The 15181-nt window shown below is 71.6% G+C and carries 10 protein-coding genes and 1 pseudogene; 8 read left to right on the top strand and 3 right to left on the bottom strand.

Features of this window, described 5'->3' with window-relative positions; translation table 11 throughout:
* The first annotated feature begins 1429 nt into the window (after positions 1–1429).
* Positions 1430–4312, top strand: coding sequence for an ATP-binding protein (locus ACGFSC_RS14310; RefSeq protein ID WP_359896729.1), 2883 nt, complete (start codon positions 1430–1432; stop codon positions 4310–4312).
* A complete protein-coding gene (locus tag ACGFSC_RS14315; protein ID WP_359896731.1) occupies positions 4287–5954 on the top strand; it encodes a protein NO VEIN domain-containing protein in 1668 nt (555 codons plus the stop codon). Before ACGFSC_RS14310 ends, ACGFSC_RS14315 begins: the two co-directional genes overlap by 26 nt.
* Positions 5955–6549: 595 nt before the next feature.
* Here ACGFSC_RS14315 and ACGFSC_RS14320 read toward each other — a convergent pair.
* Positions 6550–6915, bottom strand: coding sequence for a hypothetical protein (locus ACGFSC_RS14320; RefSeq protein WP_359896733.1), 366 nt, complete (start codon positions 6913–6915; stop codon positions 6550–6552).
* A 3-nt stretch (positions 6916–6918) separates the two neighbouring features.
* Here ACGFSC_RS14320 and ACGFSC_RS14325 point away from each other — a divergent pair, with 3 nt between their 5' ends.
* Complete coding sequence (locus tag ACGFSC_RS14325; RefSeq protein ID WP_392863304.1) at positions 6919–7248, top strand: hypothetical protein; 330 nt, start codon at positions 6919–6921, stop codon at positions 7246–7248.
* Positions 7249–7433: 185 nt separating this feature from the next.
* Here ACGFSC_RS14325 and ACGFSC_RS14330 read toward each other — a convergent pair.
* Positions 7434–7657: pseudogene (locus tag ACGFSC_RS14330) on the bottom strand (transposase); the annotation flags it as partial.
* Between the two features lie 189 nt (positions 7658–7846).
* On the opposite strand from ACGFSC_RS14330, the gene ACGFSC_RS14335 reads away from it, so the two are divergent.
* Complete coding sequence (locus tag ACGFSC_RS14335; protein ID WP_359896734.1) at positions 7847–8767, top strand: tyrosinase family protein; 921 nt, start codon at positions 7847–7849, stop codon at positions 8765–8767.
* Positions 8768–9118: 351 nt separating this feature from the next.
* Here the strand turns inward: ACGFSC_RS14335 and ACGFSC_RS14340 are convergent, their stop codons facing one another.
* Positions 9119–9850 (bottom strand): SDR family NAD(P)-dependent oxidoreductase, encoded by a 732-nt coding sequence (locus tag ACGFSC_RS14340; protein ID WP_359896736.1) that lies wholly within the window; start codon positions 9848–9850, stop codon positions 9119–9121.
* A 95-nt stretch (positions 9851–9945) separates the two neighbouring features.
* Here ACGFSC_RS14340 and ACGFSC_RS14345 point away from each other — a divergent pair, with 95 nt between their 5' ends.
* The 4 genes from ACGFSC_RS14345 (at position 9946) to ACGFSC_RS14360 (ending at position 15153) form a co-directional block, all read left to right on the top strand.
* Positions 9946–10797: a LysR family transcriptional regulator gene (locus ACGFSC_RS14345; protein WP_359896737.1), complete on the top strand. Its 852-nt coding sequence runs from the start codon at positions 9946–9948 to the stop codon at positions 10795–10797.
* Positions 10798–11477: 680 nt separating this feature from the next.
* Positions 11478–12836: a discoidin domain-containing protein gene (locus tag ACGFSC_RS14350; RefSeq protein WP_359896739.1), complete on the top strand. Its 1359-nt coding sequence runs from the start codon at positions 11478–11480 to the stop codon at positions 12834–12836.
* Positions 12837–12838: 2 nt separating this feature from the next.
* Positions 12839–14182, top strand: a complete 1344-nt coding sequence (locus ACGFSC_RS14355; protein ID WP_359896840.1) for an MFS transporter — start codon at positions 12839–12841, stop codon at positions 14180–14182.
* A complete protein-coding gene (locus tag ACGFSC_RS14360; protein ID WP_359896740.1) occupies positions 14179–15153 on the top strand; it encodes a hypothetical protein in 975 nt (324 codons plus the stop codon). Before ACGFSC_RS14355 ends, ACGFSC_RS14360 begins: the two co-directional genes overlap by 4 nt.
* Positions 15154–15181: the final 28 nt, after the last annotated feature.

Here is a 15181-nt window from a genome sequence, read left to right on the forward strand (position 1 = left end):
GTTCGGTAGCTGCTCGGACTTCAGTCGCTCGTTCGGTCGCTGAGGGCAAAAAGCCAGGTCAGGGCACTGGCAGGACCCAGATCAGCGACTGAAGCGACCGAAGTTCAGAAGATAGCTCACACAGACTAGCCGAGCGGGGACGTGCGAACCGTTACTACGGGGGCTTGCGAACAAACTCAGCGACCGAGTCCTGGGGGAGCGACTGAGCCCGTTCAGTCGCTGCTTTGGTCGCTCCGACGTTTTCGCAGGTCAGGAGCGATTTCCACAGCAAACAGCGACTGAAGCGACTGTAGCCCGGGTCTATGACGCACACACGCACACGGGAATGTCTTCATATACCCAAGCTTGAGTCGCTTCGGTCGCTGATTGAGTGGGCAAATGGCCTCTGACCTGGTGTTTTGTGGAGCGACTGAAGCCCAGCGACCGAAAGCGACTGAGTCTCTCGGGGCGTTCTGCCCGGCGTGTCGTGCGTGTCAGGTCCGCCCGAAGCTCCGGGAGCGAGTCGCTTGGGTCGCTTCGGTAGCTCCAGCGACTCGCTGCGGGGAAGAACCCGAGAGACAGACCCTCGTTCCAGGGAACAGCGGCAACCGTGGTCGACAGTCGCTTGGGTCGCTGTTCCAGGCCGCCTGGGCGTCAGGTGCTGGTCAGGCCGGGCGATCGGGGGCGTGCCCCGGTCAGCGACCGAGCGACCCAGGCACTGAGTTGCTCGCGTACCCGGCGTCTTCTGAGGTGCCGACCAGGAGTGGCCAGCAGGCCGCCACCCTGGACATGACGGCTGCGGCGGCGCCGCGCGCAAGGGTGACAGTGGCCGAGGGCAGGTTGACAGTCGCTTGGGTCGCTGCCCTCCGATGGGCGCCTTTTGTGGGGCTCGGGCTCGGTCGCTCCTGGTTGACGGGATGGTGGGTAGCGACTGAGCGACCCAAGCGACTCAAGCACGGACTTGCTTGAGTCCTGGAGAAGCTTCAGCGACCGTCCGCCGCCCGCCCGGGGTGGGGCGTTCCGGTCCAGCGCTCGGGCCTGTCCAACCTCATGGCGACCTGTGTGCTCGGCTGCGACGCTCTGTTCGGCCGCCAGCCTCATCCTCCAGGCATGCTCGGGCGGGCGAGTCCGGACCCGTTCCGGAAGTGGGCCGGTCAGCTGACCGCCGGTTGTCCGACACCGTGCGGTGTCGGACAACCGGACGGGCCCCGCAACGTCCTTGCAGCCACCACTGACACTGAGCGCTTTCCCCTACCTGTTTTCAGCCGGGGGTGCGTTCCTGGTCGCGGCCGGGTCGGCCACGACCCGACGACTTCCAGCTGGTCACGGCCGAGGTGGATGGCTCCACAGCCGTCAGCCATGTGACCGGATCCGGACGGTCGTGACTCGTACCGCCGATCGTATGCGGATCCTCTTTCCCAGGACCGTACTGGGGAAAAGGAGATGCAGCGTGACCAGGGGTGGGAACGACGACGAACTGGCCGAGGCCGTACGGGCCCTGCTGGCCGGGAAGTCCGATCCGGGTGTCGAGGCACGGACAGCGGAGGCGGCCGCCCGAGCCGTCCGGCTGCTGGACGAAGGCATCCGTGCGGTACCGGGGCTCTTCCGGCAGATGGCGGAGGGTGCTCAGGAAGGCGCGGAGACGCTCTCGTCGGACGGGCTGCAGGTCCTCTCCGAGATGGTCCAGAACGCCGACGACACCGGAGCCCGGGAGATCCGCTTCCACTGGCGGCCGACCGAGCTCCTGATCGCGCACAACGGCAACGGCCTGCGCCTGGCCGACATCCCGCGGCTCGGGCTGCCGTGGATCAGCGGCAAGCGCCTGGACTCCGCGAGCACCGGTCGGTTCGGCATCGGCCTGACGACGCTGCGGACGCTCTCGACCTCCTGGGAGGTGCACGGCCACCCGTACCACGTCGGATTCACCGACATCGCCCTGGCGCCGGCCGACCTCCCGCGCCTGCCCGCGGACATCTCGGGGCGGGAGTGGACAGTGTTCCGAATCCCGCTGGACCCCGGAGTCCTCTCGGCCGAGGAACTCCTCGCGTGGTTCGAGGACTGGCAGGACAGTTCCCTGCTCTTCCTGCGCCACCTCGGACAGGTCACGGTGATGGCCGGCGACCCGGACGACCCCGATGGCCCCGATACGACGAGAGTCCTGCGGCTGAGCTGGCAGGAGGTCACGACCCTGAGCCTGCCGGTCGACGGTGCGGAGCACGCCGTGCGTGTCCGAGAGGCCCGGACCACCGGGGGATCCCACTGGCGCGTCTACGACACGCTGATCCCGCCCCGGCCCGGGTGGCACAGGCTGCACAAGAAGCTCGGAGAGACCGTGCCGGTGGCCGTGGCGCTGCCGATGGACGAAACGGCGACGGGGTGCGTCCACGCGGGGTTGCCAGTGGCTCCGCTCGACGTCCCGGCCCGGGTGCACTCGCAGTTCGACCCGATCGTCAGCCGTGAGGGTTTCGCCGCGAGTGCCCTGAACCAAGCCCTGGTCCCGGTCGTCGCCGACCTGTGGCAGGCCGCGGTACTCGACGTCCTCGGACAGGTGGACCCGTCGGCCTGGCACCTGCTTCCCCTGACCGCGGGCTCCGTCCACGGCAGGTCCGGGTTGCCCGAGCGCCTCGCCGGAACGTTCCTGGAGCGTGCCAGGGCGAAGGTGGCCGCCGCCCTCACGCTGCCGGTGGCGGACAGTACGTCCGTCCCTCTCGCGGGCCTCGCGGTCGAGGCGGAGGTGCTCGCCGGAGTGATCTCGGAGCAGGACACCGCGCAGTTGGCGGAGCTGGAGCACTGCTTCCCGGTTGCCGCACGCGACCAGGACGGCCGGTGGCGCGAGGTGCTTTCCGACTGGAGGACCGCGGGTGCGGTGGAACTCCCGGACGAGGTCGGGGTCTCGACGGCGGTCGGACTGCTCAAGCGACCCGCTTACGACGTCGACCGTACGGTCCGCCTCACCGCCGTTGCCCTCAAGGCCGGCCTGGAGTACACGCTGTGCTTCCGCGCGTGCCTGGCCATGGCCGACGGTCAGCGGCTCACGCCGTACGAGCACCTGTTCGCCGGCCGGGAGGGAAGCGGGCTGCTGGATCCGCTGGGCATGCTCCGGGAGCTTCATCCCGCCTACTGGACCGACGACGACGCGGCCCGGCGGGTCACCGACTGGCTCCGCAGGAGCGGCTACCTGGTCCGCCGTGACGACACCGCGGCCGTCCTGCGCCGCATCGCGCGCCTGGGCGCCACCGGCGGCCGCCTGCCCGCCACCGACATCTCCGCGACCGACCGGCTGGTCCTGCTCCAACGGGCCCTGGCCGAACTCCCGGCCGCGGAGCGCGAGCGGCTGGGCCCGGGCGTCGGCCGGACCGTGCGGCTCGACGCGTACGAGTACGGGGCGACCGGTGAAGAGAAGGCCTGTCAGGCGGCGCCCGACCGGCTCTACCTCCCCCGGTCGTTGGAGAGCGCAGGAAGCGACCGGTTCGCGACCGCCGCGCACAGGACCCCGGGGCTCCTCTGGGCGCATCGCTCCTACGCCAAGACGCTTCTGCCCGTCTCGCGGAGCGGTGGTCTGAGTCCCACGGCCTTCCTCCGTCTGCTGGGCGTGGCGGACACTCCCCGGCTCGCCCCGGTCGTGCTGGGGGTGAAGAAGTACGACCGGTCCCGCGACACGAGGGCAGGACTGCCCCAAGACCATTGGCTGTCCTCCCGGACACGCACCCAAGCGGTGCGGCGGCTCAGGGCCACGCACACCCTGGACGACCGGGCCTCGCAGGACCTCGAACGGGTCGTCAAGGACATCACCGCGGAGCGCAACGTCGACGAGCGGCGGCGGCGTACGGCCGCGCTGCTCCATTCCCTGGCCAAACTGATCACCGGCCCCGAGGCGACGGTCGAGGCCGCCACCGCCTATCACGGCTGGACCGTGAAAGGCTCCGTTCCCGCGCTGTGGGTCTGGAACCTGCGCGACAGCGCATGGCTGGAGGACGAGAAGGGCAACCTGTGCCGCCCCGGCCACCTCCAGTTGCGCACCCCCGACGCCGAAGCGCTCTACGGACAGGACGAGCCGAACTACGTGCACGCGGAGCTCCAGCACGTGATGGCCAACCGTGCCGACGTGCTCGCGGCCCTGGGAGTGGTCGGCGACCCCGACGTCCCCCAGCTGATCGACCGCCTCCGGCGGCTGCGCAAGCGGCCGTTGGGCACCGGAGACACGGCGGAGGCCCTGCGAACCGAGGTCTACCCTGGTCTACCGCGCGCTCGCCAGGCGGCTGACGGAACGCACGGGCGACACCCCTCGTGCGCAGGTCGAGAAGCGGGTGACGGCGGCGCTGCGGGGCGATGACGCCCTCGTCCTCACCGACCTCGGCTGGCGCCGTCCCGAGGACTGCTTCCGGGGCACCGCCATCCTGTACGGCCTGCGCGCCTTCGTCCCGCCCGGCCCTGAGCTGCTGCCGCTCTGGCAGGTCCTGGGGATCGGGGAGCCGGGGCCCGAGGACCTGGTCGAGGCCCTCAAGGAGCTCGCCGCCGGCGGATCCCCGACGGGAGGGGACGGGGAGCGGCTGATGCTGGAGGCGCTGCGGTCGCTGAACAGGCTGGTCAGCAACACGGGTGCCAGCATCGCGCCGGGCCTGAGGGAGAAGCTGCGCTGGCTGCCGCTGTGGACCAGCGCCGGGTGGATCAAACAGCAGAACTCGGTCTACGCCGTGGCTGCCCACCGGTCGGTCGAACTGGCTCTGGCCGATCGTGTCCCGATCTGGCGGCCGGGCGGCGACGCGGAGCAGTTCGCCGGGCTGATGGGCCCGCTTGGTGTGCAGCAGTTGGACATGGCCTCGGCCGAGGCCGTCGAACCCGACACGGCGGTCCCCGATTCCGGCCTCACCGAGAGCTTCCGACGGGCCGTCACCGCTCTGCAGGACCGCCTGGTCCGGGACGAGCCGGCGGCCGCCGAGTCCTTCACGGGCTGGGCGTGGCTCGCGGGCCTGGAGGTGCGCGTCCTGCCGGGTCTGCGCGTCCGGGCGGACCCGGGCAAGGACCGCGAGCCGCTGGAGATCCCCATCGGCGCGCACATCGACCGGTCGGCCAAAGCCCTGTTCCTCTCCACCCCGGCCGAACTGTTCTCCCGACTGGGCACCGGCGCCGCGTTGGCCTGCCATTTCGCGGGCTCCCGCAGCCTGGTGGCCCGCCACTGGCGGGACTTCTGGGAGGAGGACGCCGTCACCACCGGTCACGCCGTACCCCTCACCTCGGCCGGCCAGCGGGACTTCGAGGAACAACGGCGCCGGGACGAACTGCTGCGCGACCGTTCCCTGCAGGCCGCACAGGCGCCGACGCCCGCGAAGCCGGCGAGGCCGGGGCGCCATACCTCGCCGAAGTCCGCCGCACCGGTGCCCGCGCCCCGGCCCGCCCCCGACGGCAAGGCGGCGACGACACCCAAGGCAGCAATTCCGAAGCCGCGCAACGCCGTCGTGCCCGAGCCACCGCGGCTGGTCGACCTCGACCGGCTCGGCCGGCCCACGGTCCGCCGGACCGGGCCGGCCCCCAGGCCGGGCGGTGCTGTGCCCCGCGAGCAGTCCGCTCGGCACGGATTCCAGGACAGCAGCTCCAAGGAGGCCCTGGTCATCCGAACCCTCGCCGCCGTCCTCGGGGAGGACGCGGACAATCTCGACCAGCGCGGAAAGCTGAACGTCGGAGCCGACGCGGTCGACAGCGCCGGCCGCTACTACGAGATCAAGGCACACGGCGGCGCCCGGCCGAGCGACGTCACCCTCACCGCCGCGGAGTACAACCGAGCCCGGGAGCAGGGAGAGAACTACATCCTGCTCGTCGCCGAACACCTCAACGAGGACAGCGGAGGGGAACCGGTCCTGACCCAGATCAGCGACCCGCTGGCCAAGCTCGACCTGGAGCCCCTGTCGGACGTCCGGCTCAAGGGCCTGCGCGGAGCCGACTTGGAGACCGTCGTGTGGGAGTGGCCGACGACCTGACCCGGACGGGGTGCGCGTTCTTGACGTGGGAAGGCGGAAGTCCCGTACGTGTCGGAGTCGGCGCGTACGGGGCGTCAGTCCCACCAGAAGGACCAGACGTGGGAGCGGACCTGCCCGTCGCCGGCCTTCTCCAGGTCCTGGATGTCGTCGAAGGGGGGGTCAAGAACATGATGTGACGGAATCGGCTCCCTGCGTGTTGGCCTTTGAGAGGGCGCCGTTGATTCGGTTTGCAGCGGGTCGACGCTGAGGAAGCGGTGGTGGAAGCGGCGTACTCGCGGGCGCCGAGATGGGTGAAGCCGGTGGTGGTGTCACTCTCGAGCGGCTGGGGCCGTCCCACTCGGAAGGAGGACGGGAATCGGATTTTCCGCGGAAAATCCGATTCCCGTCCTCGCGTGAGAGCCGGGCTCGACCTGTGGCATCTGATGGAGATCGGCCACCTGTTCGGCCTCGCAGGAGCGGAACCGGGAGCACTGCGGCGGACCTTTGCCGGCACCGGGCTGAGCAGTTGATCGGGTGTACCCGTCCGGTGGGTGACCGGTGACGCGACGTGCGACCGGATCGGGCTGTTGATGATTTTCGCGGCTGGGGGACGTCTTCAGCAGCCAGAGCCAACGGTGAGGGAGGTCAGGCGACCGTCCGCCTCCATGGAGAGGCCCTCCAGACGGACTGGGCCGTCGTGCTGCCCGCAGAGAACACTGATCGACGCGGCGACCTCATCGATGGCCGCCTTGCCTTCGGCTGCGCGATCCACGGCTAGGAGCAGCTGGCCGAGGTTCAGTGACGCCACGATCCGATGGCGTGGATCGACGTCCGCCGGCAGCAGCGCAAGGCACTCCCGCCGGGCGGCGACGGCCTCGTCCGCCCGTCCCAGGGACCTGAGAACGACGCAGAGGTTGCTCAACTCGACGTTCTCGGCGGCGAAGTCCCCGCGCTCACGCGCCACGTGCACGGCCCTGCCCATGCGGTGGCCGCCCGATGGTACTCGGCCGACTGCTTTGGCTCCTCACCACGGAGCGCGTCTCCCAAGCAGTCCAGGCGCCGCCGGGTCGACGGCCTCGGCGTCGTCGAGCCCTCGCTCGCCCGCGCCGGGGAGCGGCGCATCGTCGTCGAACTCCCCGGCGTCCAGGACCCCCGCGAGGCCGCCGGGGTCATCGGCCGCACCGCCCAGCTCACCTTCCACCCCGTCGTGGCGACCGCCGACGGCCCGGCCGGACCCCCGCGGCGGACGGGTCCCGGGTCCTCGCCGACCCCGGTCTCCCCGGCGGCCACCTGCGGCTGGGCCCGCCGGCGCTGACCGGCGACGGCGTCAAGGACGCCTCGGCCGTCCTCGACACCCGGACGGGCCTCGGCCGGGGAGGGCTGTTGCGCGCTGACCGCACCATGGCTTCGAACCGACCTGCACCCCCGGGGGGATGGGCGTCTATCAGGGTGAGAGGCGGGGAGAGCGAGCCGGCGGAGCCGGGGGGTGCCTCTATGGGGGACGTCGACCCGGCGTCGGGCCAGGCAGAGGGGGCTTGGGTGTGCCGTTTTCCCTGGCCGATCTTCTTGTCGTAGCAGGTGCGGGAGGCCGGGTCGCTGAGCGAGGCGAACGCGGCCGGGAAGAACGCTCGTTTCAGCTGCTTGTCACCCCTCCGGGCGGGTTGTTCGCCGCGTATGGAGGATCCGGAACTGCGGGTCGCGGGGGCGAGGACGGTAACGGCCGCCCGCCCGTGAGCGTGCTCCCGAGCGCGCCAGGTGGCAAGAGCAGTCCGGGCCAGCGCATCTGATGACTCAAACCGCTGATCTCGCGGAGTGAAAGTCCGCCCGCTCGGCGCGTCCCGACCGCGACCCGCGCACCCGCCGCGTGACCGTGGCAGCAGACCCACCAGCCACGCACCGACGGGATGCTCCGTATGCCACCCATCGACCAGACCACTGCCGGACTCCCCGAGACCGGGCACTTCCCCGACCGCGACGAGCTGCTCCGCCTCAAGGACGGCTGGGGCCTGCACCCCGCGCTCGACCCCGAGGCAGTGGCCGTCCGCTTCGACCGACACCTCGCCACGCTGCCGCCCCAGCCCGGCGCCGCAGCCGGGGACGGGGCCCGGCCGAACCTGGTGCCCGCCGACACCGCGCGGGACTTCATCATCCAGCTCGCCGGCAGCCTCACCCGCACCCGGGTCGACCACCGCAAGCTCAGCCAGGCCGAAAAGGACGCCTTCAACACGGCCCTGAAGGCCGCCCACGCCGCCGGGACGTACAAGACGCTGGCCGACATCCACGGCGACATGAGCCACCGGATGCACTCGATGAGTGGCCCGATCGGCACTCAGCGCTTCCTGCCCTGGCACCGCCGCTACACACTGCAGGCTGAGAACCTGCTGCGCTCCGTCCAGCCCGCCAACGGCGCGCCGACCCTGACCATCCCGTACTGGGACTACGCCAACGACCACGCCCGCCCCGACTGGGTCTGGCAGCCCCCGAACGTCACCCGCGGCGTCCCCGGCGCGAACGGCGGCTCGCTGCCGACCCAGACCCTGATCGACAGCCTGCTGCTGCGCCCGCGCTACACCCCGTTCACCAGCCACCTGGAGGCGGACGCGCACAACGACGTGCACAACTGGTGCAACGGCACCATCAGCGACATCATGGCCGCCCCGCACGACCCGATCTTCTGGCTTCTGCACGCCAATGTGGACCGTATCTGGGACCGCTGGCAACTCAACCACACCGGCAAGCCGAGCCTCTCCGGCAACGATGCCATCCTCGACCCCTGGACCAGCACCGCCACCGACGTGGCCAGCACCATCGCCCTCGGCTACTCCTACGCCTGACCGCCGACGATGCGCCGCCGCCTCGCTCTCACCGTCCTGCCGGCTCAACTCCTGGCCGGCGCACCCGCCGTGGCCGCCGAGGCGGCGGCCTTCGACCCGGGCCCGACCTCGAGCGTGCGTCGGACGGCGCCCGACCCGGATCCCCGGCTCACGATTGTTGGAACCAAATGGTCACGCTGCTTGCAACCTGCGGTGAACTGCCATCCATGCCGGAACCGGTAGCGGTGCGGAGCGTTGCCGCAAGCACGGAGCGTCGGCCGGGGCGGCCGAAGCAGTCGATGAACCTGTTCGAGACGCGCGGGCGAAGCGGCCTCACCCTGGTGGCTGTGCGGGTGATGACCGCCGTGCACTTCACCAGGGCACTACGCCGGCGTCCTCGAAGAACCGGCCCGTCGGGCCGTCGTCGGGCAGGGTCGCGAGTTTGATGGCGATGGCCGCGCCCTGTTCGGGGGTGCGCACGCCCTGGAAGCCGTTGAGGTCGGTCGCGACGTAGCCGGGGCAGCCGGCGTTGATCAGGATGTTCGTGCCGCTCAGCTCGCGGGCGTACTGGAGGGTGACGGCATTCAGGAACGTCTTCGACGGCGAGTACGCCACGGCCACTGGACCTGTGGTCAGCTCACCAGCGGCCCCTGACTGCCGTGTGAGGGAGCCGACACTGCTGGACATGTTCACGATCCGCGGTGAGGCAGAGCGGCGCAGCAGCGGCATCATCGCGTTGGTGACACGGATGACGCCGATGACGTTGGTCTCCACGACCGTGCGGATGGTGGCGGGGTCGACGCGGGTGGGCTCCTGGGGCGTGCCGCCCGCAATAGCGGCGTTGTTGACGAGCACGTCGAGGCGCCCGGCCTGTTCCTCGATCAGTCGTGCGGCGGCTGTCGCGCTCGCGTCGTCGGTCACGTCCAGCGGTACGCCGAACGCGTCGACGCCGGCCGCGCGCAGTCTCTCCACCGCGGCCTTGCGACGCTGATCGTCGCGGGCGCCGACGCCGACGCTCCAGCCGAGGGCGCCCAGGCCTGCGGCGATCTCGTAGCCGATTCCCTTGTTCGCGCCGGTGACCAGCGCAATCGTTCGTTCGCTCATGGGGACCATGCTGCTCTCGGACCCCGGCGGGGGTCCAAGACCGATTGGGTGGGCAACGATACCCTCCAGGTATCGATCCGGAGTACCGTGGCCGGATGGAGACCAGGGAACTGCGCTACTTCGTCGCCGTCGCCGAAGAGTTGCACTTCGGGCGCGCCGCGCAGCGGCTCGGGATCGCGCAGCCGCCTCTGTCACGGGCGATCCAGCAGCTCGAACGCCGGCTCGGGGCGGCGCTGCTGGACCGGACCAGCCGCACCGTCACGCTGACCGAAGCCGGCTCGGTGCTGCTGGTCGAGGGCCGGGCGGCCCTCGACGCGGTCGAAGCGGCCGAGCGCCGGACCCGCCGTGCCGCCCTTCACTCGACCGGCCGTCCCGGCCTGGTCCTGGTCGCGAAGGCCAGCGCGTCCCGCGAACTGCTGGCGAGACTGCTGGACGCGTACGCCGCCGAACCCGGCGCGGTCCCCGTCGACGTCATCCTGTGCGGCCCGGCCGAGCAGGAACGACTTGTGCGCGAGGGCCGGGCCGATGTGGCGCTACTGCACCGGCCGTTCGACTCGACGGCCGGGTTCCACACCGAAGAACTCAGCACGGAGGGCCAGGTCGTGGTCCTGCCGGCCGGGCATCCGCTCACCGTCCGGGCCCATGTGCACATGGCCGACATCACCGGGCTGCCCGGCCTGCCCCTGCCCCGCTGGCCCGACCTCGACGGCACCTACCCGCCCGGCCCCGGCCCGCAGGTCCGCGACCACGCGCAGTTGTTGCAACTCGTCGCGCTCGGCCGTGCTTGCGCGGTCTCACCGGAGTCGTGCCGATCTCAACTGCCCGGTGACCTCGCCGCCGTGCCCGTGCTGGATGCGCCGAAAGTCACCACCGTGATCGCCTGGCCGCCACACAGTCGGTCCAGAGCCGTCGCCGACCTTGTCCGGACCGCGACCCGTCTCCGGTAGTTCCAATGCGCCTGGCCCGGTTCCACCTCTCGTGTCCCGGCTCACGACCTGGGACTCAGCACACTGCCTGTCGTCAAGTGCGCTGGTTGACGTGCGGTTCTCCGGTCGGTTCAGTGCGACAGCTGCCGCTGGATCAGTGAGATGTCTGACGGCCCGTTGTTGTTCAGCACGCAAGTTGTGGCCGGCCCCGACTCTTGTGACGTCTTGTGGCGCCGGTCGGCCTTCGGGCCCAGCTCATCCCGGGAGCGAGGACGCCTCACCGATCGCGGCGAGCAGTTCGAAAGGCAGCTCCCGGTCCGCCTGACCGATGGCCAGCGCGAGCCATCGACAAGAGGACGGCAGCTGCACACTGGTGCGCGGTCCGCGCGTCGTGCTTCTGTCTCCACTGTACCCCCGGGGGTATTTTTCGGGTCGCCGCTCCGCGACGCCCGTAGGCCGGTGCCCGTCGATCCGCACGGGATTTCGGCACGCCCGGACTATTGTCAGGAAACTTTACTTTTCACTAGGCTCTCGGCGGCGGCTTGGCGCGGCGCCCGCTCGATCGGGGCGTGACGCGCTCAGCGAGAGCTCTGACCCGGCCGCCGCGGTGGTGAGGGAACCACCGCTCGACCGGCGGGGATCGCGTGCGGGCCCCGCCGGAGTCCAGCTCTCGCCGTCGTTCTAGGTCAGGGAGTTCAGGGATGCGTCCCCAAGTCTCGGTAAGGCCTGTTCACATCGGAGTGTTCGCCGCGGTGCTCGTGCTGGTCGGCGGACTGTTGCTCGGCTGGTCCGGGCGGGCGGGAGCGGCGGCCGATCCGCTGCTCTCGCGGGGCAAGGCCGCCACGGCCTCGTCCACGGAGGGCTCGTCCTACGCGGCGGGCAAGGCGTTCGACGGGAACACCGGTACCCGGTGGGCGAGCGCGGAGGGGAAGGACCCGCAGTGGCTGCGGGTCGACCTCGGGGCGAACGCCACCGTCTCGCGGATCAAGCTCTCCTGGGAGGCCGCGTACGCGAAGGCGTACCGGCTGGAGGTGTCGGCGGACGGGGCGACCTGGACCACCGTCGCCGAGGAGAAGGCCGGCAACGGCGGCACGGACGACTGGACCGGGCTGACCGGCAAGGGCCGGTACGTCCGGATGTACGGTACGGCCCGCGGCACGTCCTACGGGTACTCGCTGGTCGAGATGGAGGTCTACGGGGTCACGGACACCACGCCCTCGCCGACCGCCACGCCGTCGCCGACCGGGACCGCCCCGGGCGGGGCGTTCACCGTCGTCGCGGCCGGTGACATCGCGGCGCAGTGCACCGCCTCGGACAGCGCCTGCGCGCACCCGAAGACCGCCGCCCTCGCCCAGAAGATCGACCCGAAGTTCTATCTGACGATGGGTGACAACCAGTACGACGACGCCCGGCTGTCGGACTTCCGCGCCTACTACGACAAGAGCTGGGGCGCGTTCAAGGCGAAGACCCACCCCGTCGCCGGCAACCACGAGACCTACGACCCGGCCGGCTCGCTCTCCGGGTACAAGGCGTACTTCGGCAGCATCGCCTACCCGCAGGGCAAGAGCTGGTACAGCTTCGACGAGGGGAACTGGCACTTCGTCGCCCTCGACTCCAACGCCTTCGACCAGAGCGCCCAGATCGACTGGCTCAAGGCCGACCTCGCGGCCAACACCCGCAAGTGCGTCGCCGCCTACTGGCACCACCCGCTGTACTCCTCCGGCGGCCACGGCAACGACCCGGTCTCCCGGCCGGTGTGGCGGATCCTCTACGACGCCCGGGCGGACCTGGTGCTCAACGGGCACGACCACCACTACGAGCGGTTCGCCCCGCAGGACCCGGACGGGAAGGCCACCGCCGACGGGATCGTCGAGATCGTCGGCGGGATGGGCGGCGCCGAGCCGTACCCGATCGAGCAGGTCCAGCCGAACAGTCAGAAGCGGATCAGCGGCGACTACGGCGTGCTGAAGCTGGACTTCACCGACTCCGGGTACGGCTGGAGCTTCGTCGGGACGGACGGCAAGGCCAAGGACACCAGCCCGACCTACAGCTGCCACTGATGATGTACCTGGCCACCACGGGCCGTCGTCCGGACGCGCCGCGCCGCCCCGCCGGGGTGGGGCGGCGCGTCCCGGGCACGGTCGTCGCGCTCGGCGCGGTCAGCCTGGTCACGGACGTCTCCTCGGAGATGGTCACCGCCGTGCTGCCGCTCTACCTGGTCCTGGGCCTCGGCCTCTCACCCCTCCAGTTCGGCTTCCTCGACGGACTGTTCAACGGAGCCACGGCACTGGTCCGGCTCCTCGGCGGGCGGCTCGCCGATCGCGGCGCCGGTCGGCACCGGACCGTCGCGGGGGCGGGCTACCTGCTGTCGGCGCTCTCCCGGCTGGGCCTGCTGATGGCCGGCGGGGCCGCCGGCGGGATCGCCGCCGCGCTGGCCGCGGATCGGCTCGGCAAGGGCGTGCGCACCGCACCCCGGGACGCGATGATCACGCTCAGCGCACCGCCGGAGGCCCTCGGCCGGGCGTTCGGCGTGCACCGGGCGATGGACACGACCGGGGCGCTGCTCGGCCCGCTGGTCGCCTTCGTGGTGCTGTGGGCGACCGCGGACGCGTACGACGCGGTGTTCGTGGTCAGCTTCGCCACCGGCCTGCTCGGTGTCGTGGTGCTGGGCCTCTTCGTCCCGGCCGACCCGTCGGCACCGCCGCCGCGGGCCGCATCGACCCGCCCGGTCCCGTCCGCTGCCCCGACCGCTGACGGGTCCGCTGCCCCGTCCGCTGCCCCGTCCGCTGCCCCGGCCGCGGGGCCGAACGCCGCACCCGGCCCGGCCGGCACGGCAGCCCGGTCGACTGCCGACCCCGCCTTCCGGCGGGTGGTCGCGGCCGCCGCGCTGCTGGGCGCCGCGACCGTCGGCGACTCCTTCCTCTACCTCCTGCTCCAGCGCGGCCTCGACCTGTCGGCCGCGCTCTTCCCCCTGCTGCCGCTCGGCGCGGCGGCCTGCTACCTGCTGCTGGCCGTCCCCGCCGGGCGGATCGCGGACCGCGCCGGACGGCGGATCCCGTTCCTGCTCGGCCACGGCGCGCTGCTCGCCGCCTACCTGACGCTCCTGGTCCCGTCGGGCCTGCCGACCGCCGTGCTGGTCCTGGTCCTCCTCGGCGTCTTCTACGCCGCCACCGACGGCGTGCTGATGGCGCTGGCCGCGCCCGCGCTCCCGGCCGCCGGCCGGGCGAGCGGCCTCGCCGTCCTGCAGACCGGACAGGCCCTGGCCCGTCTGGTCGGCGCGGCCGGGTTCGGCGCGGCCTGGACGTGGTGGGGGCCGCGCCCGGCCCTCGTCGCGGCCGCCCTCGCCCTGGCCGCCGCGCTCACCGCCGCCTGGCGGATCCTCCCGGGAAGGAAAGCGCGCCGATGAAGTCGCGAACGCTCCTGCTGGTCCTCGCCGCCCTCGTCCTCCTGGGCGGCTCCCTCGGCTACGTGATGCACGCCCGCCAACGGGACGGCGGACCGCAACCCGTCGCCGCGGACGTCTCGTTCACGCTCGACCAGCCCGGTCTCTACTACCGCGACACCGCCACCGGCCGCGTCGCCCGCAGCCCGGGCGGCGAGCCCGGCGGCCCGTCCTGCGCCCGCTTCTACGTCGCGGGGGACCGCGCCCTGTGCCTGCGCGCCCTGCCGGGCACCCCCGCCCGGACCCAGGCCGTGGTCTACGACCGGCGGTTCACCGAGCTCCGGTCGGTGATCGTCCCCGGGATCCCCAACCGGGCCCGGGTCTCGCCCTCCGGCCAGGTGCTCTCCTGGACCACCTTCGCCGTCGGCGACTCCTATGCGGCGGACCGCTTCTCCACCCGCACCTCGATCCTCGACCTGCGCACCGGCTACCTGATCAAGTCCGTCGAGGAGATCCCGCTGACGATCGGCGGCACCCGTTACCACGCCGCCGACGTCAACTACTGGGGCGTCAACTTCGCCGCCGACGACAACCGCTTCTACGCCACCGTCTCCACCGCCGGCCGCACCCACCTCGTCGAGGGCGACCTCAAGGCCTGGTCGGCCCGCACCCTGCGGGAGAACGTGGAATGCCCCTCGCTCTCCCCGGACGGCACCCGGATCGCCTTCAAGAAGAAGGTCTCCGCCGATCCCGCCGCGCCCTGGCGCCTCCACGTCCTCGACCTGGCCGACCTCCACGAACACCCGCTGGCCGAGACCCGCAGTGTCGACGACCAGGCCGCCTGGCTCGACGACGCCACCCTCGCCTACGCCCTCCCGGCCCGGGCGGGCCAGGCCCCCGACGTCTGGGCCACCCCCGCCGACGGCACCGGCACGCCCCGCCTCCTCCTCCCCGGTGCCTCCTCCCCGGTCACCGTCCCGCCCCCGCCGGCCTGACGCCCGCCGGCCCGCCGCCTGCCGCACC

Source organism: Kitasatospora sp. NPDC048715, from assembly GCF_043198905.1.
GTDB lineage: Bacteria > Actinomycetota > Actinomycetes > Streptomycetales > Streptomycetaceae > Kitasatospora > Kitasatospora lactacystinica.